Origin of the sequence: Enterococcus sp. DIV1368b (assembly GCF_050529595.1) — a bacterium.
Lineage (GTDB): Bacteria > Bacillota > Bacilli > Lactobacillales > Enterococcaceae > Enterococcus_B > Enterococcus_B mundtii.
In genome coordinates this window covers 2956646-2982985 of sequence record NZ_CP172883.1, presented here as the reverse complement: position 1 = coordinate 2982985, position 26340 = coordinate 2956646, and the positions used below count along the sequence as shown (strand labels likewise).

21 protein-coding genes are annotated in these 26340 nt (G+C 40.0%); 17 read left to right on the top strand and 4 right to left on the bottom strand.

Annotated elements, in window-relative coordinates:
* The first annotated feature begins 203 nt into the window (after window positions 1-203).
* From gmk to IGJ19_RS13650, 14 genes are all read left to right on the top strand, one after another.
* Window positions 204-818, top strand: a complete 615-nt coding sequence (gene gmk, locus IGJ19_RS13715; RefSeq protein WP_034688579.1) for a guanylate kinase — start codon at window positions 204-206, stop codon at window positions 816-818.
* A gap of 4 nt (window positions 819-822) precedes the next feature.
* A complete protein-coding gene (rpoZ, locus tag IGJ19_RS13710) occupies window positions 823-1128 on the top strand; it encodes a DNA-directed RNA polymerase subunit omega (RefSeq protein WP_010734097.1) in 306 nt (101 codons plus the stop codon).
* Between the two features lie 190 nt (window positions 1129-1318).
* Entirely contained in the window at window positions 1319-3727 is a 2409-nt protein-coding gene (priA, locus tag IGJ19_RS13705) for a primosomal protein N' (RefSeq protein ID WP_430604219.1), read from the top strand.
* A 13-nt stretch (window positions 3728-3740) separates the two neighbouring features.
* Window positions 3741-4232, top strand: a complete 492-nt coding sequence (gene def, locus IGJ19_RS13700; RefSeq protein ID WP_071866546.1) for a peptide deformylase — start codon at window positions 3741-3743, stop codon at window positions 4230-4232.
* The gene (fmt, locus tag IGJ19_RS13695; RefSeq protein ID WP_010734100.1) at window positions 4225-5169 is read left to right on the top strand and encodes a methionyl-tRNA formyltransferase; all 945 of its coding nucleotides are present in this window, start codon (window positions 4225-4227) and stop codon (window positions 5167-5169) included. The genes def and fmt overlap by 8 nt, the downstream gene beginning before the upstream one ends.
* Complete coding sequence (gene rsmB / locus IGJ19_RS13690) at window positions 5169-6527, top strand: 16S rRNA (cytosine(967)-C(5))-methyltransferase RsmB (RefSeq protein WP_104872214.1); 1359 nt, start codon at window positions 5169-5171, stop codon at window positions 6525-6527. Before fmt ends, rsmB begins: the two co-directional genes overlap by 1 nt.
* Window positions 6528-6539: 12 nt before the next feature.
* Window positions 6540-7280: a Stp1/IreP family PP2C-type Ser/Thr phosphatase gene (locus tag IGJ19_RS13685; protein WP_010734102.1), complete on the top strand. Its 741-nt coding sequence runs from the start codon at window positions 6540-6542 to the stop codon at window positions 7278-7280.
* Window positions 7277-9325 (top strand): Stk1 family PASTA domain-containing Ser/Thr kinase, encoded by a 2049-nt coding sequence (gene pknB, locus IGJ19_RS13680; protein WP_108145313.1) that lies wholly within the window; start codon window positions 7277-7279, stop codon window positions 9323-9325. The genes IGJ19_RS13685 and pknB overlap by 4 nt, the downstream gene beginning before the upstream one ends.
* Window positions 9326-9476: 151 nt before the next feature.
* A complete protein-coding gene (rsgA, locus tag IGJ19_RS13675; protein WP_029593934.1) occupies window positions 9477-10376 on the top strand; it encodes a ribosome small subunit-dependent GTPase A in 900 nt (299 codons plus the stop codon).
* Between the two features lie 12 nt (window positions 10377-10388).
* Window positions 10389-11039 carry a ribulose-phosphate 3-epimerase gene (rpe, locus tag IGJ19_RS13670; RefSeq protein WP_019722345.1) on the top strand — a complete coding sequence of 217 codons (651 nt, stop codon included), beginning with the start codon at window positions 10389-10391 and terminating at the stop codon, window positions 11037-11039.
* Window positions 11039-11677 carry a thiamine diphosphokinase gene (locus IGJ19_RS13665; protein ID WP_071866550.1) on the top strand — a complete coding sequence of 213 codons (639 nt, stop codon included), beginning with the start codon at window positions 11039-11041 and terminating at the stop codon, window positions 11675-11677. The genes rpe and IGJ19_RS13665 overlap by 1 nt, the downstream gene beginning before the upstream one ends.
* A 159-nt stretch (window positions 11678-11836) precedes the next feature.
* Window positions 11837-12691, top strand: a complete 855-nt coding sequence (gene mreC / locus IGJ19_RS13660; protein WP_010734107.1) for a rod shape-determining protein MreC — start codon at window positions 11837-11839, stop codon at window positions 12689-12691.
* A 3-nt stretch (window positions 12692-12694) separates the two neighbouring features.
* Window positions 12695-13219 carry a rod shape-determining protein MreD gene (gene mreD / locus IGJ19_RS13655; protein ID WP_065096081.1) on the top strand — a complete coding sequence of 175 codons (525 nt, stop codon included), beginning with the start codon at window positions 12695-12697 and terminating at the stop codon, window positions 13217-13219.
* A gap of 363 nt (window positions 13220-13582) precedes the next feature.
* Entirely contained in the window at window positions 13583-15100 is a 1518-nt protein-coding gene (locus IGJ19_RS13650; protein ID WP_430604218.1) for a PcsB-like coiled-coil domain-containing protein, read from the top strand.
* Between the two features lie 216 nt (window positions 15101-15316).
* On the opposite strand, the gene IGJ19_RS13645 is transcribed toward IGJ19_RS13650, so the two are convergent.
* Entirely contained in the window at window positions 15317-16612 is a 1296-nt protein-coding gene (locus IGJ19_RS13645; RefSeq protein ID WP_430603971.1) for an ISL3 family transposase, read from the bottom strand.
* A 126-nt stretch (window positions 16613-16738) separates the two neighbouring features.
* Window positions 16739-18544 (bottom strand): M3 family oligoendopeptidase, encoded by a 1806-nt coding sequence (locus IGJ19_RS13640; RefSeq protein ID WP_430604217.1) that lies wholly within the window; start codon window positions 18542-18544, stop codon window positions 16739-16741.
* A gap of 122 nt (window positions 18545-18666) precedes the next feature.
* On the opposite strand from IGJ19_RS13640, the gene IGJ19_RS13635 reads away from it, so the two are divergent.
* Window positions 18667-19173, top strand: coding sequence for a VanZ family protein (locus IGJ19_RS13635; RefSeq protein ID WP_071866553.1), 507 nt, complete (start codon window positions 18667-18669; stop codon window positions 19171-19173).
* A gap of 48 nt (window positions 19174-19221) precedes the next feature.
* On the opposite strand, the gene IGJ19_RS13630 is transcribed toward IGJ19_RS13635, so the two are convergent.
* On the bottom strand, window positions 19222-20622 hold the full coding sequence (locus IGJ19_RS13630) for a L,D-transpeptidase family protein (RefSeq protein WP_071866554.1): 1401 nt from the start codon (window positions 20620-20622) through the stop codon (window positions 19222-19224).
* Window positions 20623-20919: 297 nt separating this feature from the next.
* A complete protein-coding gene (locus tag IGJ19_RS13625) occupies window positions 20920-21894 on the bottom strand; it encodes an L-lactate dehydrogenase (RefSeq protein ID WP_019722338.1) in 975 nt (324 codons plus the stop codon).
* 346 nt (window positions 21895-22240) lie between these two features.
* On the opposite strand from IGJ19_RS13625, the gene pth reads away from it, so the two are divergent.
* Both pth and mfd read left to right on the top strand, forming a co-directional pair.
* Window positions 22241-22801, top strand: coding sequence for an aminoacyl-tRNA hydrolase (pth, locus tag IGJ19_RS13620; RefSeq protein WP_071866555.1), 561 nt, complete (start codon window positions 22241-22243; stop codon window positions 22799-22801).
* Between the two features lie 17 nt (window positions 22802-22818).
* A complete protein-coding gene (mfd, locus tag IGJ19_RS13615) occupies window positions 22819-26340 on the top strand; it encodes a transcription-repair coupling factor (protein WP_071866556.1) in 3522 nt (1173 codons plus the stop codon).

Here is a 26340-nt window from a genome sequence, read left to right as displayed (position 1 = left end):
AGGTTACTCCTGTTCCCGCCGTTTATTCGTTTTTTAGGTATACAACAAAAGTAAATTTTACTTTTGTCTCGGACTCTTTAGTGGGAAGTAGACTAGCTTTTTCTAGGTTTTCTAGCTATAATAAAAAAATAGCCTTGAAAGTTGCAAGAAAAAAGTGCAAAATAAGCAATAGTATAAAAAAGACTAGTTGAAAGGACGTCGTCATGTCAGAGCGTGGATTATTAATCGTGTTGTCTGGTCCATCGGGTGTGGGAAAAGGCACAGTGCGAAAAGCAATTTTTGAGAGTGAGGATAATGATTTCCAATATTCGATTTCGATGACGACACGCAAGATGCGTGAAGGAGAAGTTGAAGGAGTCGACTACTATTTCCGAAGCCGCGAAGAATTTGAACAAATGATCGCTGAAGGCGAAATGTTGGAATATGCAGAATATGTCGGGAATTATTATGGTACACCACTATCGTATGTCAACAAAACCTTAGACGAAGGAAAAGACGTTTTTCTTGAAATTGAAGTCCAAGGTGCACAACAAGTAAAAGAAAAAGTACCTGACGGCGTATTTATTTTCCTGACGCCCCCAGATTTAGCTGAATTGAAATCACGAATCGTTGGGCGTGGGACAGATGCAGATGAAGTAATCGAAGAACGAATGAAAGTCGCTAAGGAAGAAATCGAGATGATGGCACTGTATGACTATGCTGTTGTTAATGATGAAGTTCCATTAGCGGTCAACCGAATCAAAGATATTATTGCAAGTGAACATTTCCGTGTCGATCGTGTCATCGGAAAATATATCAAAATGTTAAAGGAGATGTAGTCTTATGATGTTAAAGCCTTCAATCGACTCATTATTAGATCGCGTGAATTCAAAATATTCTCTAGTGATCTTAGCAAGTAAACGTGCACATGAATTAGACGCAAAAGCACAACCAACAATGGATTCATTTGATTCTGTCAAAAGTGTTGGACAAGCTTTAGAAGAAATCGAAGCAGGAAATGTGATCAGTGATCCACATCCTGAATTAAAACGTGAACGTCTACGTATGGAAGACGAAGAACGTCGTGCGCAAAAAGACCGTGCACAACAAGAATTAGAGTCGCGTATTCGTGACGAGCAAAAACTATAAAATCAACTCACTATTCAGCTTATGGATAGCGAAAGATTTGAGCTTGGGAAATGTTCCTAGGCTCTTTTTTTTCCTGCGTTAATTTTTTGTTAGGATTTGGCAGAAAGTAAGACAAAACAAGGAATCTCTAGTAAAATAGGCAAGAGCCATTTTGTGTTTAAAACCAAGATGAAGAAAGGAGAAGGAGTCCATGACTGTTATTGCGGATGTGATTGTCGATGTACCAACTATGCAAACCGATCAAGCATTCACCTACTTGGTTCCTTCTGAAATGGAAGCGGCTATCCAAGTCGGTATGCGTGTAGCGATACCATTTGGAAACGGCAATCGCCAAGTCCAAGGCTTTGTGATGGCGTTGACAGCCAACGAGCAACCTCTTAAAAAAGAATTAAAGCCGATCCTTCAATTACTTGACTTGGCACCTGTTGTCAATCAAGAGTTGATGAGGTTAGCAGACTATATGAAAACCATTACTTATGCTTTTAAGATCACCTGTTTACAAACGATGCTCCCAAGTGTCATGAAAGCAGAATACGATAAGCTCATTTACCCAGTGACCGATGAACCAGAAGTCGTTGCATTTTTCGCAGGTAGACAAGAGATTTCTTGGAAGGAAGCGGAAGAAACTGGGATCTTACCGCAATTGATCCGTTGGCGTAAAAACAAGCTAGTTGATATCCGTTACGAAGTCCATACAAAAAACAAAGTGAAAACGATCCGTGTCGTTCACTCTCTTTTGTCAAAAGCACAACTCGATGAAGCTTGGGGCACCTTGAGACAAAATGCGAAAAAACAAAAAGAATTACTTCTTTATTTGTCAGAAATGGAAAACCCGATGCCTATTGCTTATTTCAAAGAAAAAGGAGTCAGTTCTGCCGTATTGAATCAAGGTAGAGATAAAGGTTGGTTGCGTATCGAAGAAGTCGAAAGTTATCGCGACCCTTATAAAGATCGGATATTTGAACGAACGACTGCCTTACAATTGAATGAAGAACAACAATCGGCGGTTCAGCAGATCATTGAAGCCTGTCATCAGGAAAAGAATGACACCTTTTTACTTGAAGGAATTACTGGTAGTGGGAAAACGGAAGTCTACCTTCAAGCCATTGCTGATGTCTTGGCAGAGAAGAAGACAGCGATCATGTTGGTCCCTGAAATCGCATTGACCCCTCAGATGGTCGAACGATTTAAAGGGCGCTTTGGAGAATCCGTCGCAGTTTTACATAGTGGCTTGTCTCAAGGTGAGAAATATGATGAATGGCGTAAAATCGAGCGCAATGAAGCGCAAGTCGTCGTCGGTGCACGTTCAGCGATCTTTGCCCCACTAGACAACATTGGTTTGATCATCATTGATGAAGAGCATGAATCAAGCTATAAGCAAGATGAAACCCCGCGTTACCATGCCAGAGATTTAGCTATATGGCGTGGGAATTACCATCATTGCCCGATCGTTTTGGGGAGTGCGACACCTTCCCTCGAATCAAGAGCCCGTGCACAAAAAGGGGTCTATCGCATGTTGCACTTGAGTCAGCGTGCGAAAATGAGTGCGCAATTACCTGAGATCGAAGTCGTCGATATGCGTGAAGAATTAGAAAAGAATCAAGCATCGACGTTCTCTCAATTATTACAAGAAAAAATCCAAGATCGATTAGAAAAAAAAGAACAAACAGTTCTTCTATTGAATCGACGAGGGTATTCTTCCTTTGTGATGTGCCGAGATTGCGGCTTTGTCTTGCCTTGCCCAAATTGCGATATCTCTTTGACTCTCCATATGGATTCTCGCTCGATGCGTTGCCATTATTGTGGACATGAAGAAGCGATCCCGCATCGTTGTCCAAATTGTGGAGAAAACAAAATCCGGTATTATGGAACGGGAACACAAAAAGTGGAAGAAGAGCTAAAAGCACTTTATCCTCAAGCAAGAATCTTGCGGATGGATGTGGATACCACAAGAAAAAAAGGTGCGCATGAACGAATCTTACAAAAATTTGGGGACAAACAAGCGGATATTCTATTAGGAACGCAGATGATCGCAAAAGGGTTAGATTTTCCTGATGTGACCTTAGTCGGCGTTCTAAATGCAGACACATCGTTGAACCTGCCAGATTTTCGTTCTAGTGAACATACCTTCCAATTATTGACACAAGTCTCCGGAAGGGCAGGAAGAGCCGAAAAAGCTGGGGAAGTTGTGATCCAAACATTTAATCCGAATCACTATGCGGTAACTTTAGCAAAGGAACAAAATTATGAACGCTTTTATCAACAAGAAATGAATGTACGCCATCGTGGAGGCTATCCGCCTTATTACTTCACTGTGAAAATCACGACGAGTCATCCAGAAGAACAAGTCGCAGCCAAAAAAATCTTTCAGATCGCCAGTCAATTAAAGCAAGTATTAGGAACGAACAGCCTTCTGTTAGGTCCGGTACCTAGCACCGTTTTACGTGTGAAAAATCGCTATTACTATCAGCTGATCATCAAATATAAACATGAACCAGAACTGCCTAATGTCCTGAAAGAAATTTTGGATCAAAGTCAAAAAGAACAGCGACAAAATCTATTTGTTGCGATCGACAATGAGCCGCTACATTTTATTTAAGAAAGGAAACACTATGAGTTATCCAATAATGATCCACCCAAATAAAAAATTGAATCGAAAAGCCCAACCAATCGATATGATCACTGATGAGACAATCGTCTTGTTAGATAACTTGTATGAAACAATGGTGGCAAATGACGGAGTCGGCATCGCCGCGCCGCAAGTCGGCAAAAATCAGCGGATCGCTATTGTTGAAGTCGATGAAGGGGATAAGTTTGAACTCATCAATCCTGAGATTATCGAGGCAAAAGGAGAAAGTATCGATGTGGAAGGTTGCTTAAGTATTCCGCATGTCTACGGTACAGTCAAACGTGCAGATGAAGTAACGGTTCGATATTATGATCGTGACGGAGAGGAAATCGAAGTCACTGCGTTTGGTTATCTTGCACGCGCCTTTCAACATGAGATCGATCACTTAGATGGGATTTTATTTATCGATAAAATGATCGAACAAATCCCCGAAGAAAAACTCGAAGAATACATGGAGGAACATTTAGATGACTAAAATCGTATTTATGGGAACCCCAGCATTTTCAGTTCCTGTACTAGAAGGGCTGATCGACCAAGGGTATGAGATCGTCGCTGTCGTGACACAACCTGATCGACCAGTGGGAAGAAAAAAAATCATTACCCCGACACCTGTGAAAGTGGCGGCTTTGAAGCACGATCTTCTTGTGCTACAGCCAGAAAAAATCACGGGTTCTCCAGAAATGCAAACAATCATTGATTTGCAACCAGATGTGCTGGTAACAGCTGCGTTTGGTCAATTCTTGCCGGAGAAACTATTGCAAGTTCCAACACATGGAGCAATCAATGTTCATGCCTCTTTGTTGCCAAAATATCGTGGTGGTGCACCAGTCCATTATTCCATTATCAACGGGGAAAAAGAGACAGGTGTAACGATCATGGAGATGATCAAAAAAATGGATGCGGGTGGTATTTTCTCACAAGCAAGCCTACCAATCACTAAACAAGATGATGTCGGTACGATGTTTGAAAAACTTAGTCTATTAGGCAAAGAGTTATTGCTAGAAACACTACCAAAGATCATTTCTGGCGAATTGACGCCTACGCCTCAAAATGAGGACCAAGCAACGTTTTCACCGAATATCACACGTGAACAAGAAGCAATCAATTGGGAAAAAACAGCAGAAGAAATCGACTGCCAAGTTCGTGGCATGCGTCCATGGCCCATTGCTTTTACAACCTATGAAGGAACACGCTGGAAGCTTTGGGCAGTAGATGTGTTGGCAGATGAGACGACATCTGAAACACCAGGAACTATCATCCATAAAGATAAAAAACAATTATGGGTAGCTTGTGGGGAACAGACGGTATTATCGATCAAAGAACTACAACCTGCCGGTAAAGCAAAACAACTAATACAAGAATTCCTAAATGGCAGTGGACAACAAGTCGCTGTAGGACAGCAGGTGAAATAATGGCGAAAATACCAAAAAAAATGAAACGTTCGGTTCGCTTTATGGCGTTGATGACATTAGAGCGTGTCAACAAAGGTGGAGCATACTCCAATCTATTATTGAATGAGATGATCAACCAAGGCGACCTTAACCAAAAAGATATCGGTCTGTTTACAGAACTAGTGTATGGAACGATCAGTCGCCATCGTTTGATTGCATTTTATGTTGCGCCATTGATTGCAAATGCAAAAAAAGTGGATGACTGGGTCAAAACTTTGCTGTATTTGTCTGTCTATCAACTCGAATTTTTAGATAAAGTACCTGATCATGCAATTTTGAATGAAGCAGTAGAAATTGCAAAAATCAAAGGTAACCCCGGCACAGGGAAATTTGTGAATGGCGTATTAAGAAATTATTTACGTCAAGGAAAACCTGATCTGGAAACTATCACAGATGAAGTCGAACGTTTAGCCGTTAAATTAAGTCTGCCGAATTGGCTGACACAGCGCTTGATTGACCAAATCGGCTACGAGGAAACAGAAAAGTTAGGTCTTTCATTGTATCAACCAAGTCATGTGAGTGGCCGTATTGATACCCGTAAACTTTCGCGTGAACAAGCACTGGATCAATTGAAAGAAGAAGGACTAGATGTAAAAGCAAGTCCAATAAGCCCATATGGTGTGATTGCTGAAAAGGGCAGACTCGCCTCTACGACACTTTTTCACGATGGCTTGATGACGATCCAAGATGAAAGCTCGATGCTTGTTGCACCAGCAATGCAGATTGAGCCAGAACATCATGTACTAGATGCCTGCGCTGCCCCTGGTGGCAAAACGACCCATATCGCCACGTTCCTTGATCCAACTTGTGGAGGAGAAGTCGTGGCTCTAGATGTCCATGACCACAAAGTAAAACTAGTGGAAGAGAACGCTCGCCGTTTAGGAGTTGCCAACGCAGTGTTCGCACAAAAAATGGATGCACGTGAAGTCAAAGAACAGTTTGAAGCAGAACAATTTGACCGTATTTTAGTAGATGCTCCATGTTCCGGTTTTGGCTTGTTACGCCGAAAACCAGATATTCGTTATAAAAATAATGAAAAAGAATTAGCCAATTTACCGGCTATCCAACTAGCTATTTTGGAAAGTGTAGCTACGGCTCTTAAACCTTCAGGAATATTGACCTACAGTACTTGTACGATTTTGAAAGAAGAGAATCAAGAAGTTGTTTCAGCGTTTTTACAACGACATCCTGATTTTGAGAAGATTGATGTTTTAGTTGATCCTGTGCTACAATCATCAATCAAGGAGAAGATGTTGACGTTGTATCCACATCAATCTTATACAGATGGCTTTTTCATTTGTTGTTTGCGCAAAAAGTAATGAGGTGAAAGTATGCAGATTGAATATCAATCAGATGTAGGAAGAAGACGTAATACGAATCAAGATTATGTCAGTGTATTTGAAAACCAAGTCGGTCTCACGCTGGCGGTTTTAGCAGATGGCATGGGTGGGCACCGCGCAGGCGATATTGCTAGTCAAATGGCCGTCACAAACTTAGGGAAAGCCTGGGAAGAGCAAGCGTTACTTGATGACGAAAAAATCGCGCAGTGGTTTATCCAAGCGATCCAAGAAGAAAACCGCGCGATTCATCAATTAGGACAAGAACAGCTTGAATATAACGGAATGGGAACAACGATCGTAGCAGCTGCCCTATCAGAGGAACGTTTCACGATTGCCAATGTTGGGGATAGTCGTGCGTATTTGCTTCGCGACAATCGGATCATTCGCTTGACGGAAGACCATTCTTTAGTAAATGAATTAGTCAAATCTGGTGAAATCAGCGAAGAAATGGCCGTCAATCATCCACGTAAGAACATCTTGACTCGATCTGTCGGCATGCCAGGATCATTAGAAGTCGATGTTGCAACGTATCTTTGGCAACTCCAAGATCGTTTACTTCTATGTTCGGATGGTTTGACGAATATGCTGTCAGAAGAAACGATCGGTACGATCATCAATCAAGAAGGATCATTATCAGAAAAAGTAACGCAATTAGTGGATCAAGCAAATGAAGCTGGCGGAGCAGATAATATCAGCGTTCTTCTTATTGAATACAAGGAGGATGTTGCATGATTGAGCCAGGAAGAAAATTAAATGGTCGTTACCAAATTACCGGTAACATCGGTAGTGGCGGTATGGCAAATGTCTTTTTAGCCCATGACTTGATTTTAGATCGAGATGTTGCAATCAAAGTCCTACGCTTTGATTTCCAAAATGACCAAACGGCGATCCGTCGTTTTCAACGAGAAGCATTAGCGGCAACCGAACTAGTTCATCCAAATATCGTCAGTGTTTATGATGTCGGTGAAGAAGATAACATGCAGTACTTAGTTATGGAATATGTAAAAGGAATGGATTTAAAACGGTATATCCAAACGCACTATCCGATTCCTTATGAAACAGCAGTAAACATCATGCAACAAATCTTGTCTGCGATTTCTTTAGCACATAGCCATCAAATCATCCACCGAGATCTAAAACCACAAAATGTCTTGATCGATAATGAAGGTGTTGTGAAAATCACCGATTTTGGTATTGCGATTGCTTTATCGGAAACATCGATCACCCAAACGAATACGATGCTTGGTTCGGTTCACTACCTTTCACCAGAACAAGCAAGAGGTAGTATGGCGACAAAACAATCAGATATCTATGCGTTAGGGATCATTTTATATGAAATGCTGACAGGGAGCGTTCCTTTTGATGGGGAATCAGCTGTCACCATTGCACTGAAACATTTTCAGGATGACTTGCCTTCAATCAAAGAGTTAGATCCAGGGGCACCTCAGTCATTGGAGAATGTGGTCTTGAAAGCAACAGCCAAAGAACCTGTCGACCGGTATAAAACGGCAGAAGAAATGGCAGATGACCTAGCAACGGTGTTGTCGTTAGAACGAGCAAACGAAGAAAAATGGCAACCCCAGGCGATGGACAACGAAACAAGAGTATTGACACCACTGACGGCAGAAACACCGATGCCAGATTCCTTTAAGTCAATGCCTCTTCCCGAAGAGAAACCAGCGGAAGAATTACCAGATCCCGAAGAAACAATGCCAGATGTAAAGACTAAAAAAAGAAAAAAATGGTGGATCATTTTGCTGGTCTTGCTTGCTTTGTTAGGGATTGGGACAGCGATTTTATTTGCTTCAGGTGGACGAGGAGAAGTAACGGTTCCCGATGTTTCGGGTCAATCCGAAGCTTCAGCAAGAGAAGCTTTGACACAAGCAAAATTAAAGGTAGCAACGAACACTGAAGAAATTGCTGACGATACGATTGAGAAAGGAAATGTGGTCAAAACAGATCCAGCCTCAGGAACAACAGTGAAACAAAATCGTGAAGTCACGCTTTATATCAGTACAGGTAAGAAGAAAATCCAACTCGATGATTTTACGGGTATGTCTTACGATGAAGCGCGCAAGCAGCTACTGGATTTAGGTTTCTCTTCAAGTAGAATCAAAAAAGAAGAAGAATTTAGTGATGAGGTCACTAGTGGAAATATCATCTCACAATCAGAAGATGAAGGAACAGAAGTCGATCCCACATCAGATACGATTACTTTTACTGTTAGTAAAGGAAGTCAGCCGACGATGAGCGATTACACCGGACAAAACTATGAAACAGTTCTTAGTATTTTGAGAACGAATGGCTATACGAATATCAGTGCAACGAATGATTATAGTGATACGGTCCCAGCCGGTGCAATCATCAGTCAGTCACCAAGTTTTGGGGAACCATTGACGGATGCGACATTTATTAGTTTCGTGGTGAGTAAAGGACCAGATGCGAAGACACTGAATGACATTTCTGGTTATACGAAAAGTGATGCGCAAAGTTACTTATCTGGTATCGGTGCCGACTACATTGGTCATGAAACGTATGAGTTTTCAGATACAGTAGAAAAAGACAAAGTGATCCGTACAGATCCAGGAGTAGGTGCATCGATCACATCAGGAACGATCGTCAATGTGATTTACTCAAAAGGACCAGACCCAGCGAAAGCATCATCAAGTTCTGAAAAAGATTCTTCCAGCAGTTCTTCTAGCAGTTCAAGCAGTAGTTCAAGTTCCGAAACAACTAGTAGTAGTACCACTACAACGTCCTCGACGGATAGTGACTAGTAGACAGAATTAAACGAACTAAAACGACAATGATAAAAAATAGATCTGAGAATTCAAAATGTCGGCGGCATTTGAGGAAATTCTTAGGTCTATTTTTTGGTGATTTCTCCTAACTTCTGCTGTCCTATGGTAAAATATACTAAAAATGGAGGTGGGTTTCATTAAAGGGCAAATCAGAAAAGCAATAAGTGGATTTTATTACGTATATAAAGATGGAGAGACCTATCAGACACGAGGTCGAGGGAATTTTCGTAATCGAAAGATCACGCCCCTTGTTGGCGATCAAGTCATATTTGAAAGTGAAAACAAGACCGATGGCTATCTACTAGAAGTTTTACCACGTAAAAATCAATTAGTACGACCACCAGTAGCAAATGTTGATTTAGGAGTTGTTGTGACGAGTTTGATCGAACCAACATTCTCTTATAATCTACTCGACCGTTTTTTAGTCATGTTGGAATATGAATCGATCGAGCCAGTGATCTATTTGACGAAAACGGATTTAGCTGTCGATTCTACACAAATAAAAGAAATTAAAGAGACTTACGAAAAAATTGGCTATCCAGTGATCGTCCCTCGCACACAGGGTGATACGGATGAATTAGTTCGCTATTTTCCAGAAAGACTGACTGTTTTCATGGGACAGTCAGGTGCAGGTAAATCGACGTTGCTCAACCAAATCTCACCAGAGCTTGAGTTAGAAACAGGTGAAATATCTGATTCTTTGGGACGGGGACGTCACACGACAAGACATGTCGAGTTATTACCACTTTATGATGGATTGGTTGCCGATACACCAGGTTTCAGTTCTATTGATTTCTTAGTCATCGAACCTGTCGAGTTATCCAAACAATTCCCTGAATTTGTCGATGCTTCTGTAGACTGTCGCTTTAGAGAGTGTATGCACGTAAAAGAGCCAGATTGTGAAGTCAAACGAAGAGTAGCGGCAAAAGAAATTGCACAGACTCGCTATGACAATTACTTGCAATTTTTGCAAGAAGTTGAAAACCGTAAACCGATGTACAACAAAAAAGAAACTAGAAGAAAGTAGGAGGGTATTTTTATGAAAATAGCACCATCGATTTTAAGCGCAGATTTCGCCAATCTCCAAACAGACATTGAACGAGTAGAAAAAGGTGGAGCAGACTATATCCATGTGGACGTAATGGACGGCCAATTCGTTCCCAACATTACATTCGGATCGAATGTAGTGCAAGCAATTCGTCCGGTCACAAAACTACCGTTAGACGTTCATTTGATGATCATCAATCCTGAAAATTATATTGCTGATTTTGCAAAAGCAGGTTCAGATATCATTACGGTCCATGTGGAATCGACACCACATATCCATCGTGCGATCCAGATGATCAAAGATTTAGATGTCAAAGCAGGGGTCGTTATCAATCCTGGTACACCGATCGAAATGATCAAGCATGTTTTGCCTTTAGTTGATCAAGTGTTAGTGATGACAGTCAATCCAGGCTTTGGCGGACAAAGCTTTATTACAGAAACAGTGGATAAAATCGCAGAGTTAGCGGAATTACGCAAGGTGAACGATTGGACCTATCAAATCGAAGTGGATGGTGGAATCGTTCCAGAAACTGCAAAAATTTGTCATGAAGCAGGTGCAGACGTATTTGTGGCAGGCTCCTATGTCTATAGTGCAGAAGATCCAGCAGCTCAAATCGATCAATTGAAAAAGGCATTAGGCTAATGGAAGTATTACTTGTTGCAGGCGGATCACCAGAAAATTGGCCAGACTTGTCACAGCAATCATTTGATCGATACGTGGGCATCGACCGTGGGGCACTCTATTTGCTTGAAAAAGGCTATTCGTTAGATCTAGCAATCGGTGATTTTGATTCATTGTCTTCCTCAGAATATCAACGAGTATCCGATAAAGCTGTCGAAGTACACCAAGCGCCAGCAGAGAAAGACGATACGGACACTCAGCTAGGTTTAGCAAAGACATTCGAACACTTTCCAGAAGCAAGCGTGACACTGATCGGTGCAACTGGTGGAAGATTAGATCATTTATTAGCTAATCTATGGTTAGCATTAGAACCACGGTTTCAACCCTTTATACGACAGATCCAAATACAAGACAAACAAAACGTGATCACTTACTATCTACCAGGAGCTTACGAGATAAAAAAAAATCCTGAAATGAAGTATTTGGCTTACTGTTGTTTGACACCTGTTAGTCAATTGACATTATCTGACAGCAAATATCAACTATCAAACGAGGAAGTATCTCGTCCAACTTCTTATGCAAGCAATGAATTTGTCACTGACAAAGCATCCTTCAGCTTCTCTGAAGGAATCATTTCAGTCATCCAAAGTAAAGATTGATGGATCGGTTCAGGACAAAGTAGCAAAAGAAATGAAGCGGAAAAATGACAGTTTAAATTATTTGCTAAAAAAAGCTTAAAAGAAGGGTCGAGCCTTTTGTTTCCCCTTATTTAATGATAAAATTACAGGTAAGAGTCTAATTTAATTCGAGGTGTCTTTGTGAAGAAGTTCAATCCTAATAAAAATATCATTATTACCTTAGTCATCGTTATTATTGTAGTAACGGTCCTAAGTGTGACAGCTGCCCAGCGAGCGAATGAAGGAAAGCCCAATTTCTTCCAATCTATTGTGAACGACAGTGTCTCTTTTGTCGATCGGACGATTTCTGCTCCGGTCAAATGGGTCCAAAATGGCGTGGATTCAGTACATCATCTTTTCACCACCTATTCAGAAAATGAACGGTTAAAAGAAAAAATCGACAGCTATGATGAGATAGCTCAAAAAAACAAGAACATGCAAAAAGAAATCGATGCACTAAAAAGCGAACTCGATTTAAGCCAAACGTTGACGAGTTATGAAAGAGTCACAGCAAATGTGATCACTCGTTCACCTGACTCATGGCAAGATCTATTAGTCGTCGATAAAGGATCAAATGATGGAATCGAAGTCAATATGGCAGTCATGGCGCAAAAAGGTTTAGTCGGACGTGTCATTGAAGTCAATGCCACTTCTTCTAAAGTAGAATTGCTGACTTCATCAAACGTAAGTTCCAACCATTTCCCTGTCCGCGTATCTTCTGGAAACGGAGAATCTTTCGGTTTACTCAAGAATTATGACGAAAAGTTACAAGCGCTAGTTGTGACACAGCTAACAGGTGACAGTGAAATCAAAGAGGGCGACGTAGTACAAACATCAGGTCTTGGAGGCAACTCGCCAGCAGATCTGCAAATCGGTACAGTCATCAAAACAAAACCAGATAGTTATGGGCTAGATCGCGAAGTCTATGTCAAACCTTATGCGGATATGTATGATCTCCCAGTAGTAACGATCATCAAACGTCTTGTGGAGGAGTAGTCCATGCTGAAAAAAGAGAAAATGACCATTTATTTGCCGATCCTCTTGTTCTTACTCATGTTGATCGATGGGCACTTTACCCGAATGATGATCAGGTGGTCGAGCGGTGACTACATGGCAAGTGCGCATCTTTTGATATTGGTTTTACTATTTTGCAGTTTGAGTTTCTCCAAACGCTACTTACTGATCACGACATTAGTTTTAGGTATTATCTTTGATTCTTACTATATTGGTGTGATTGGCATTTATGCAGTTGCTTTACCTTTATTAGTATTTATCATGTATGGGATGAAATCGGTCATCCATGTAAATATTTTTACTGAGTTTTTTAGCCTCATCATTTTCATCACAGGCTATGAGTTGTTTACATTGATCGTACAAATGGTATTCAAACTTGCGAGTGTAGATAGTACGTACTTTATCACTAAATATTTAGGTCCAACATTATTATTGAATATGGTATTGTTCGCTCTACTTGTATTCCCATTAAAGAAGCTATTTAAAGAAGGTCGGGACAGAAGTGTCTAGCCTCGCAGAATAAGGCGCCATCCACGAAAATTGTTTTTCAAATTTTTGTGGATGGCGCCTTATTTTCCGAAGAGATTACTTCTGTTCCCACCGTTTATTCGGTTTTAGGTGGTGCGAAAGGACGAATGTTTCAGCCTTTTTTTATTTAATTTAAAACGGGCATTATTTAATTATTGAAAAATGTATTATGAAAATAACCATGTCATCTTACATTTCTGTCATTATAATCAGTTGTTTTGAAATGTTTTTGTAACATAACTATTATCTCATTGACATACAGCTATGGTACAATTTTGTTATCGTTAAGAAAGACTTAAATATTTTTAGATATTTATTAAATTAAGCCAGTCGGAGGAATGAAGAGTGAAAAAGAGTTTAATATCAGCAGTAATGGTAAGTTCAATGGCCTTGACTGCCGTAGCATCACCGATCGCAGCCGCGGCGGAAGATTTTGATTCTCAAATACAACAACAAGATCAAAAAATTGCGGAATTACAAAACCAACAAGCAAGTGCCCAATCTCAAATCGAGGCATTAGAAGGTCAAGTCGCTGACATCAATACAAAAGCTGAAACTTTATTAGCTAATCAAGCAACATTACGTCAAGAGTCTTCTCAATTGACACAAGAAATTGCAGATCTACAAGAACGTATCGAAAAACGTGAAGCAACAATCCAAGAGCAAGCACGTGAAACACAAGTTAGCAGCAAAAGCTCTAACTACATCGATGCAGTATTGAATGCTGAGTCATTCTCAGATGCAATCGGACGCGTTCAAGCAATGTCATCGATTGTACGTGCGAACCAAGACTTAGTGAAACAACAAAAAGAAGACAAACAGGCAGTTGAAGATAAAAAAGCTGAAAATGAAGCGAAGCTAAAAGAGTTAGCAGAAAATCAAGCGGCTTTAGAATCACAAAAAGGCGACTTACTATCAAAACAAGCTGATTTAAATGTTCTAAAAACTACTTTAGCGGCTGAACAAGCAACAGCAGAAGATAAAAAAGAAGACTTGAACCGCCAAAAAGCAGAAGCTGAAGCAGAGCAAGCACGTATTCGTGAACAAGCTCGTTTAGCAGAGCAAGCGCGTCAACAAGCAGCACAAGAACAAGCTGAAAGAGAAGCACGTGAACAAGCAGCAGCAGTTGCCGCTGCAGCAGCACAAGAGCAAGAACAAGAACAAGCTTCTTCATCAGTACAAGAATCAACAGAAGTTTCTGAATCAGCTACTTCAGAATCATCATCAAGTGCTGAATCTTCAACAGAACAATCTTCAGTTCCTGAATCATCTACATCAACAGAAGATTCAACAACTGAAAGTAGTGTACCAGAATCTTCAACAGAAGAATCTACTACTACACCATCTGTTCCAGAAACAACAACACCATCAACGCCGGAGCCAACAACACCATCAACACCGGAGCCATCAACACCATCAACACCGGAGCCATCAACACCTGCAACACCAGCTCCAACACCTGAACCATCAACGCCGGCACCATCAATTCCAGCGCCAACGACTCCATCTACTAATGGAGCAGCGATTGTAGCTGAAGCGATGAAATACATTGGGACTCCTTATGTATGGGGTGGAAAAGATCCAAGTGGATTTGACTGTTCTGGATTTACACGCTATGTGTACCTACAAGTAACTGGCCGTGACATCGGTGGTTGGACTGTACCTCAAGAATCAGCAGGAGCTAGAATCTCAGTTTCTCAAGCAAAAGCTGGAGACTTATTGTTCTGGGGAGCAGCTGGTGGCACTTACCACGTAGCAATTTCTTTAGGTGGCGGACAATACATCCATGCACCACAACCGGGCGAAAGTGTTAAAATTGGCTCAGTTCAATGGTATGCACCTGACTTCGCTGTAAGTATGTAATTTATGAAGAACTAACTCTTAAGTGAGTTAGTTCTTTTTTTACGAAACTAAAAAGGATCGAACAAACAGTTTTGATAACTGTCTGTCCGATCCTTTAAAATTTTCTTGCTTAGAAAGCATGATCAAATAAATTCGGCTCTTTGTCAATAAGGACTGATGAGTTGCGAAAAATTAAATCTGGGTCAGAATGAACCTCATTCTGGCTCAGATTTTTTGTTATCTAACTTTGATTAATTGATTGGTCAAAAAGATTCTAATTTTCATGTTCTCAAATGATTTAAATCCGTAGGATACTCGTTTCATTGTTTTTATGTGGGTATTCTTTGCTTCTATTTTTCCATTGGAGTATGGATAAATCATCGCATTGGCGATGCCTTCTTGGTAGGTCAGAAGGTTTTGAAGTTTCTCACGAAAGCCGTCATCTAACGTTTCGGGAAGTTCTGCCAATAAGGAGAAAAACAAGTCAGGGTCTTTGTCTCGAAAAGCTTCAACTAACTCATGGAAAAAGGGATACGCCTCCTTTAGGGACGTAGAAAAGCTAAGCAATCGATCAATCATCATTGCTTCAGTAAGAAATGGGTATTTAGGTGCTCGGAAACTTTTCCATGTTTTATATTCATAGTGGTTAATGTTTGCACGATTTTTTAGCAGAAAGCGCCAGTTCTTTTTCAGTTTTTCTGCATGGCTTTTCTGTCCTGCTTTACGCAGTTCATTCATTTCACGGATACGCAACTCATTGAAAGCTTGATTCATGTGTTTGACAATATGAAACCGATCAATCACTACTTTCGCATTTGGCAGAACGCGTTTGGTGAGCTGGAAGTAGGCGGCGTTCATGTCTGTGACTAAGAATTTTACTTCTTCTGGATTGGTGCAGCCCAAGAAATAGTTTGTTAATCGAGGTAATTTACGCGTAGGTAAGATATCAATTAAATTACCTGTTTCTCCATCTGCGCAAATAAAGCTCATTTTATCTTCTATGGAAGTGTGCGAACGAAATTCATCAACCATCAATACTTTGGGGAGAATCCTCTTAGTGGGCTTTGGTAAATAGCTTTTAAACTCTTTCAATGTACGAATAACGGTAGTCAAAGATACCTGACAGCTTTTCGCAATAAAAGATAAAGAGACTTTTTCAGTCAGTAAAGAAGCAATTTTATATCTGACATGTTCCGCAATTGAATATCTTGGGCGGACAAAATAGCTTTGAGCAGTCCAATGGGTTCGACAGTTTTTACAGGTATAGCGTTGCTTTTTTAAGCGCATAACCATTGGCATATGATTGTATTGTTCAAAGCGGACAATGATTTCCTTCTTCCCATTTTTCACCACAATTGCTTTCCCGTTTCCATCTACCACAGTAGAACCACAACTTCTACAGGTACGAGGATCAGGTGAGAGAATGGCATTAATGACCAATGTCTTTTCCTGATGAAAGATCTCGTAAGAGATCTCAGTAATCATCAAATCTTTATCTATTAATCTCAGCATTTTTTTGATAGAATCATTCATATAGCATATCGTCCTCTCAGTTGTTTATTTTGTGGTGATTTAATCATACTAGAGAACGATATGTTTTTTAATACCTAAAATGAAAATGGGACTGAAGAATCAATTTTGATTCATCAGTCCCATAAATTATAGAGCCATAAATTCTTCCGTCAATTCCATGAAGTTTTGGATATCTTCTAAGACCATGTTGATGCCTGCTTGCCAAAAATCTGGTTTCGTTAAGTCTACACCTAAGTGTTTTTGAGCCAATTCTTCCGTTGTCATTGAAGCAGTATCGCGTAGTAAGTCGATATACTCTTGTTCAAAACTTGAACCTTGCTCGTTAGCATAGGCGTAAATACCTAAACTGAACAAGTAACCAAAAGTATAAGGGAAATTATAAAACGGTACATCATCAATAAAGAAATGTAGTTTTGCTGCCCAGAAATAAGGATGATAAGTAGATAATGCATTTGCATATCCTTCTTTTTGCGCTTCGATCATCATATCAGTGATCTCTTGTTCTGCCACTAGTCCTTTTTGACGAGCAGTATAGAATTGATTTTCGAAGATAAAACGAGAGTGGATATTCATGAACATAGCCAGAGCATTTTGTAATTTTGTATCCAACAAATTGATTTTTTCTTCTTTTGTTGATGCCGCTTTAAGTGTTGCATCAGCTACGATCAATTCTGCAAAGGTACTTGCTGTTTCAGCAACATTCATTGCGTATTCACGATTCAACGCTGGAAGATCCCACATCGTACTACTATGGAAAGCATGACCTAACTCATGGGCTAAAGTAGCGACTTCGTTGACTGAATTGCTATAAGTCATGAAGATTCTGGATTCTTGTGTTTCAGGCAATTCCGTGCAGTAACCACCAGGTCGTTTGCCAGGACGATCCTCTGCTTCAATCCAACTTTTGTTAAAAGCGTCTTGAGCAAATTCAGCCATTTTAGGACTGAATTTATTGAAATTCTCAATGATAAATGCTGCTGCTTCATCAAAGGTAAAGGTTTTTTCTTTCATATCACCTAGAATGATCGGTGCATCTTGATCTTGCCATTCCATTTTTTCTTTACCAAAAAGATTGGCTTTTCTTGTTAAGTAATCGACAAGGGGTTGTTTATTTTTTTGGATCGTCTCCCACATTACATCTAATGTTTCTTTTTTCAAGCGATTATATTCTAAAGGCTTTTGTAAGAAATCTGTTGTACCGTGTAGTTTATAGGTAGATAGACGGAACCCATCTAAATGATTCAAGGTGTCTGTAAATAAAGGTGCTTTTTCTTGCCAAGCAGTTTCCCAAGCTGTAAATAATTGTTTGCGGACTTCTGGATCAGGATCACCCATCATTTTATTGAATGCTTGACCAGCAGATAATTCAATGATTTCTCCCTCTTGTTCAAATGGTACAGTCACGCTAGCGACAATCGTATCATAATGACTACTCCAGGCATTCAAACCATCCAAAGATAATGTATTGATAATGTGCTCCTCGTTTTCAGATAACAAGCGTGCGCCATCGCGACGAATTTCGTTCATACGAAAAGCAATCGGAGCTAATTGATCTTGGGCAATCAAGTTTGTCCATTCATTGTCAGATATTTCTGCAAATTTTTTCGATAAGATCGTATCTGCTGCTTGCCAACGTGGTAACGAAGCATAGAGTTTACCAGACAAAATCTTTGCATCGGAATCTTTGACATTAGCAGATAATAAAGCAGTAATATAACTATTACATTGGCTGAAGCCATTGGTTACTTTTTCTTGAAGTGCCAAAATCGTCACAAGAGAATCGATATCTTCGGATGAAAATGACCATTGATTGATTTGTTCGTAATATGTTTCTATTTGTCGTTCTAATTGAGCCAAACGTTCATTTAATTCAGTTGAAGCACTTCCTCCAGGAAAGATAGAATCTAAATCCCAGTTAAGCGAATAAGTCATCAAAAAACCCCTCTCATATTTATGGTACTATCTCTAGTATAGCATTTAAAGAAGGAATAAGTCTTGGAGAAATTATTGTCGTTTTATGAAAAAAAAGCTATCATAGAAAGAAGAGGTGACTTATGGAGTTTTTAAAAAAACAAAGAAAAAATGGAAATTTCTATTTAGTGTTTGCATTAATGATCATGGCTATTTTATTTTATAGCTCCTCGCAAACCTATGGACAACAATCGCAACTTTCAAGAATTGATGCCTGGTTCCCAAACCAACCCTTTAAAGAAGCATTATCAGGTATCCAGTTTACTTATGGAGAAAGTGTTATCAGTATCGACCATTCTGGATACAGCAAATTCATTGAATTCTTTTTAAGAAAAGGCGCCCATTTTGGCACCTATTTTCTATTAGGAGGTAGTCTGTATCTAGGTGTATTCCCGAAAATGAAAATCTGGTGGTTAACGGGGGTTCTTGCTTGGTTATCTGCGACAGGATACGCCGGTCTAGATGAGTTCCATCAAATGTTGACAGGTGATCGTTCACCAATGTTCCAAGATGTCATGCTTGATTCGATGGGGGCATTGACTGCAGTTATTATATGTATTTTATTTACTTTTATAAAGAAGAGAAAGTAAAAAAGAGAGCACAGTTGCGTGTCTGCAACTGTGCTCTAGTAGTTACGATTAAAAAATCAAAACAGGCGTACCTTTTTCAACCATTCCAAATAATTCTTTCATGACACCTGGTGGCGTATTGACACAACCATGAGAACCACGAGTTCGCCATAAGTCGCCGCCATATTCTGGTTGCCAATCCGAATCGTGGATACCGATACCTGTCCAATCGACTGGCATCCAATAGTTCACTGGACTTTCATATGGTGTACCATCATCGTTCGTTCCTCTTAATACAGCATTTTCTTCTTTATTCCAGACATAAAAGACACCAGGAGGAGTAGGGGTAGAAGGTTTTCCTGAAACGATATCTGTTTCAAGTGCTACTTTCCCATCTTTGTAGAACCACATATGTTGATTCTCTAAATCGACTTCGATATACGTATCCTCAATCAATGGGTGGTCGGCAGTTGTACTACCTTGAACAATTGGTGAACGTGTGAAATCTTGTCCTGCTAAAATTGCTTCTGTTAAAGCTGTTACTTCGCTATCTGTTTGGATCGTCCAACTGAACGTGCCAGCAGGAACAGTTACTTCGCCACGTTTGGTACTTTTGAATTTAGTATCATTCGTACTTGTATTGTATTTTTCGCCAAGTTCACTAACATATTGACGAACTTTTTCTGAATCAAGTGCTGGTTTTCCATCTTCATAGGTTAACCATTCAACGATGAGTGAAGAAGGGATCGTCACTGTTTCACCATTGATACTGTAAGTTCCTTTTACTTTAGCGATATTATTCATTGTCGTTAACTGCTCAGTCAACTTTTTATCTGTAGATGTGACGGCAGGTTCTTTTTGGAACTCAGTCAGATCAATCGTATCTTTTCCATCATTTACGACAGTCGTCAATTCCTTCGTAACGGCCTCGACATCGACCGTGTTCCCTTTCACTTCAGGCTTGATTTTAAATGAGTCACCAGACTTTTCAATCGTTGCATCGGCAGTAGGTGTACGATCTTTATTCAATTCAGTCAATTCCGTAGACAATGTCTCGATCGTTTGATCCAGTTGTTCCCGTTCCGCACTTAATGGATCGATTTCTTGTTTTTCGGCCGCAGCTACATAGTTCATTCCCCAAGTCCAAGCATTTTGGTTTTTCAAGATGGAAGCTAGATCAGTTGAAAAATCCTTTTTATAACCAAGATCGGACTTTGCAATCTCTTTCCAAACCGTTCCGTTTTCTTTGATTGAAATCGTCTTATTGGAATAAGCTTCTTTTAGCTTGTCATTTGCTTGGTCGATAGTCAGGTTACTTACATTGATCGAATTGACTTCCGTTTTAGGAAGAAAACGATTCGTGTAATATGTACTACGGTAGGTGTAAAAGCCGATTAATACTAGAATCACACCGAGAACAGAAAGCAAACCAATACGCATTGATTTTTTTCGATGAGAAGATCTTGTCATATCTGCAACTCCTTAATAATAATAGTTATAGGGTGTAACGACTCTATCATAGCATAATTTACAGTAAAAGACGAAATGATGTTCCTCTTTATATAAAAATTAACATACTGCATAGAAAAATAACGATAGTTAGACAATAATTTTATATGCAGAAGTGTATAAAAAAACAGGAAATCCTAGAAAATGGAAGGTCGATTTTCAGGATTTCCTGTGAAGATGAGGTTGTTTTCGAAGACATTACTTCTGGAACAACGTGTATTCTTTTTTAGTGAGAACGATAGCGTCTCAAGTAATTAATTATTCAGCATCCAATTTAGCAAAAGCTTCATCTAAGATATCTTTTAATTGTTTTGCTGAAGCGGCCATACGATCTTGTTCGCTGTCGCTTAATGGAATTTCAATGACTTTTTGGATACCTTGACGGTTGATGACAGCAGGTGCACCGATATAGATATCGTTTAGTCCATATTCACCATTCATATAAACAGATAATGGAAGAACTGCATTTTCATCGTCTAAGATCGCGCGAGTGATACGTGCTAAAGCTACAGCAATACCGTAGAATGTTGCGCCTTTTTTCTCGATGATCGTATAAGCAGCGTCACGTACACCGAAGAATAAGTTGACCATTGCTTCTTCATCAACGTCTGGATTATTTTTCACCCATTCATAGATTTGTAAACCAGCAACATTGGCATGTGACCAAACTGGGAACTCAGAATCTCCATGTTCACCTAAAATATACGCATGGACGTTACGTGCATCAACGTCAACTAATTCAGCAAGTGCTTGACGGAAACGAGCAGAGTCAAGTGAAGTTCCTGAACCGATTACGCGCTCTTTAGGGAAACCTGAGAATTTCCAAGTAGAGTAAGTTAAAATATCAACTGGGTTAGCAGCAACTAAGAAAATACCATTGAAACCTGAGTCAACGATTTGTGTAACAACTTCGCGGTTGATTTTTAAGTTTTTATTTACTAGATCTAAACGTGTTTCACCTGGTTTTTGTGGTGCACCAGCTGTGATAACGACTAAGTCTGCATCATGTGCATCTGCATAAGAAGCTGAGTAGATTTTTTTAGGTGAAGTAAATGCTAGAGCGTGTGATAAGTCGATCGCATCTCCTTCAGTTTTTGCTGTATTGATATCGATGATACCAACTTCTTGAGCGATATTTTGTGTAACTAAAGCGAAGGCATAGCTAGAACCTACAGCACCGTCTCCAACAAGTATTACTTTTTGATGATCTTTTTTTTCTGCGTTTGCAGTCATTTATATCAATCCTTCCATTGATTTGTTTTTCCCATGCCTATGCTAACATGGAAAAAGCCTGCTGTCACGCTATTTGGTTACAAAATATAACAGATAACAAGGTTGTACCATATGTAAAAGCTTACATGTGCGTTATTTCACTATTTAGCAAAACCAATGATTTCATTAGTTTTGAATTATAATTTTAATCATTTTTTCATTTATTAAGTTTCTCTTTTTAGCTGTAACAAAGGATTGTGTGTTATACTAATAGGAGCTAAAATAATAAAAAAATCGAGTCAAAGACTGGACCGCCGATGAGCAGTCCAGCCTTTTGTGCTGTTTATAAGATTGGATGAGCGCAGAAATGAAAATGATCGTAGGGCTTGGAAACCCAGGAACGAAATATGAACATACAAAGCATAACGTTGGATTTATGGTGGTGGATCGTTTGGCTGAAAAACACCAAGCGACCTTTAAGAAAAACACATTTGAAGCAGAAGTAGCTGAATTTTTCCACAAAGGTGAGAAAATTTTATTAGTCAAACCCCAAACATTTATGAATGAATCTGGCCGAGCGGTTGGTCCATTGATGACTTACTTTGGGATTTATCCAGAAGAGTTGGTGGTTGTTTATGATGACCTAGATTTAGCAATCGGTAAAATCCGTTTACGACAAAAAGGAAGTGCAGGCGGACATAATGGGATCAAGAGTATTATCTCTCATTTGGATAGTACGATCTTTGATCGAATAAAAGTTGGTATTGGTCGACCAGAAGGTAAAAAAACAGTCGTCCAACATGTTCTCAGTCCCTTTAGTAAAGAGACGCAACCCTTGATCGAACAAAGCATCGATCAATCTGTAGCTGCTATTGAATTTCTATTGGATGGCCATTCCTTTATAGATACAATGAATCAATTTAATTAAGAAAGGAGAATGAAACGATGGATATGATCCAATTGATTGGCAAAGATGCTCAAGTGGCTGAATGGTCCATGAATCTTGAACAACGGATGTCTAGACAGTTGATTACAGGTTTAGCTGGATCTGCTAAGACGTTGTTGTTTGCCCATGCGTTTAAAAAACTGGATAAAAATCTGATTATCCTGATGCCGAATTTATATTACGTCAACCAATTGGCAGAGGATCTGCAACACGTTCTGCCGGCTGAAAGTATTCACTTATTTCCAGTAGATGAAGTGCTTTCCGCAGAAATGGCTTTTTCTTCTCCTGAAGCTCGGGCTGAACGTGTAGCGACGTTGAATCGTTTGCAACAAGATGAGCCAGGAATCTATCTTCTTCCAGTGGCAGCATTGCACAAACGTCTTCCTGATAAAGAAACATGGAACAACGCCCAATTACATTGGCAGATTGGCGACGAGATCGCCGTGGACTCATTACCAAAACAACTCGTCTTGATGGGCTATGAGCGGACAGAGATGGTCGCAAAACCTGGGGAATTTAGTATGCGAGGGAGTATTGTCGATATCTATCCTTTGACATTTGAATACCCTATTCGTGTGGAATTATTTGATGTCGAAATTGATTCTATGAGATACTTCGAAGCCGATACGCAACGATCGATCGAAAAGATTGAAGAAGTGTGGTTGCCACCAACAAGTGAACAAATTTATTCTCAAGAGAATCTGCTTGACGGTATCAACAAAATAGAAAACCTCTTAGAAAAGAAATTAGCAACGACCTCAGAACCTACTGAACGACAATTTTTGCATGACTATTTCGGTCAGTTGATCTCGGAGTGGCAACGAAATGTCCCGACAGACGAAGCGAAGTTCTATGCGGATCTTTTGTATCCTGAACATTTATCGATTTTGGATTATTTTCCCCAAGATAGCTTGCTGATCGTGGACGATTACCAACGAATCATGGAAACGAATCGTGAAATGGAAAGAGAAGCAGCGGAATGGCATACACAAAAAATCAGTGAGTTGCGCGTATTCTCTGAACAACAATTTGTGGCAGATGTACATGGGATCATCCAAAAAGAAAAATTTGCGACCACTTTTTTCTCTTTATTCCAAAAAGGAATGGGAAATCTCAGGTTCCAAGCACTGTACCAGTTCCAGTATCGCACGATGCAACAGTTCTTTGGGCAAATGCCATTGCTGAAAACGGAAATGGATCGTTGGCGCAAACAAGAGCAAACGGTCGTCATCTTCATTCCAACGAAAGAACGTATCCGTAAGGCGGAGCAAATGTTACGTGATGAAGATATATTAGTGGTAGAAACAGAAGCAGACCAATTGATCAAAGGCCAAGTCCAATTAGTCGAAGGCGCATTGATGACAGGTTTTGAGTTGCCGCAAGAAAAAATCGTAACGATCACGGAAAAAGAGATTTTTCAAAAGACAACAAAAAAACAGACACGTCGTCAAACGGTAACGAATGCAGAACGACTAAAAAGCTACAACGAATTAAAAGCTGGAGACTATGTTGTTCATGCGAATCACGGGATCGGGAAATATATCGGCATGGAAACCTTAGAAGTCGATGGGGTCCACCAAGATTATATGACGATCATTTATCAAAACGATGATAAGCTATTTATTCCTGTCACGCAGTTGAATTTGATCCAAAAATATGTAGCTTCGGAATCCAAAACACCACGAATCAACAAACTCGGTGGTAGTGAATGGACGAAAACGAAACGTAAAATCTCCTCAAAAATCGAAGATATTGCGGATGACTTGATCCAATTGTATGCGGTCAGAGAAGCAGAAAAGGGATACGCATTTGGTCCAGATGACTCTTATCAAAAAGAATTTGAGAATGCTTTTCCATATTCGGAAACAGATGACCAACTCCGAAGTGCGGCGGAAATCAAACGAGATATGGAAAAAGAAAAACCAATGGATCGTTTACTCGTGGGGGACGTCGGCTATGGGAAAACAGAAGTTGCGCTACGTGCCGCTTTTAAAGCAGTCAAAGAAAGTAAACAAGTGGCATTTCTTGTGCCGACAACAATCTTGGCGCAACAACATTACGAAACGATGTTGGAACGCTTTGAGGGATTCCCAGTGAATGTTGGTTTGCTGAGTCGTTTCCGAACAAAGAAACAACAAAAAGAAACGATCGAAGAATTACGCACAGGACAACTAGATATTGTTGTGGGTACCCATCGAGTATTATCAAAAGATATTGAATTTAGCGATTTAGGACTATTGATCGTGGATGAAGAACAACGTTTTGGTGTAAAACACAAAGAACGTTTGAAACAATTGCGTGCGCAAGTGGATGTGCTGACTTTGACAGCGACACCTATTCCGCGAACACTGCATATGTCGATGCTGGGCGTACGGGATCTATCGGTGATCGAAACGCCACCGGCGAATCGGTATCCGATCCAAACGTATGTGATGGAAAAAAATCCAGGTGCGATCCGAGAAGCGATCCAACGAGAGATGGGACGTGGTGGACAAGTTTTCTACTTATATAATCGTGTAGAAACGATTGAGCGTAAAGTAGAAGAAATCCAAGCATTAGTTCCCGAAGCGAGGATCGCCTATGCACATGGACAGATGACGGAAGTCCAACTGGAAAACACATTATTCGACTTTATCGAGGGACAGTATGATGTCTTAGTGACGACGACGATCATCGAAACAGGGGTGGATATTCCAAATGCAAACACACTCTTCGTAGAAAATGCCGATTATATGGGACTCTCTACGCTTTACCAATTACGAGGACGTGTCGGACGAAGCAATCGCGTCGCTTATGCTTATTTTATGTACGAACAGCAAAAAATCCTTAATGAAGTCAGCGAAAAGCGTCTTCAAGCAATCAAAGACTTTACGGAATTGGGTTCAGGATTTAAAATCGCGATGCGAGATTTATCGATCCGTGGTGCTGGTAACTTGCTAGGGGCGCAACAACATGGATTTATCGATGCTGTTGGTTTCGATATGTACTCTCAAATGTTGAGTGAAGCAGTCGCTCGTAAACAAGGTAAAAATCAACAAACAGAAAAAACTTCTGTGGAGATTGATCTAGGCGTCGATGCCTATCTACCAGAAAGTTATGTGTCAGATCAACGCCAAAAAATCGAAATATATAAACGGATTCGCGAATTGGATTCACAAGAGATGTTGGATGAATTAGAAGCAGATCTCCTGGATCGTTTTGGTGAATATCCTGAAGAAGTCGCACATTTGTTGACGATTGGACAAATCAAAATGGATGGCGATCGTGCATTGCTAGAGATGATCCGTAAGCAACAACAAACCATTGTGTTCAAGTTGAGCAAAGTGGGAACAAAACGCTACACGGTTGAACAATTATTTGAAGCGCTGACTGCTACAAAATTAAAAGCAGGACTTGGTGTGGAAAAAGAACAAATGATGATTCGTTTGACCTTGCCACCTCAAACAACGACTGCTGTTTGGTTGCAAGAAATCCAACAATTTGTCAAAGCATTGCGCGAACAGAAATATGCGACTGCATAG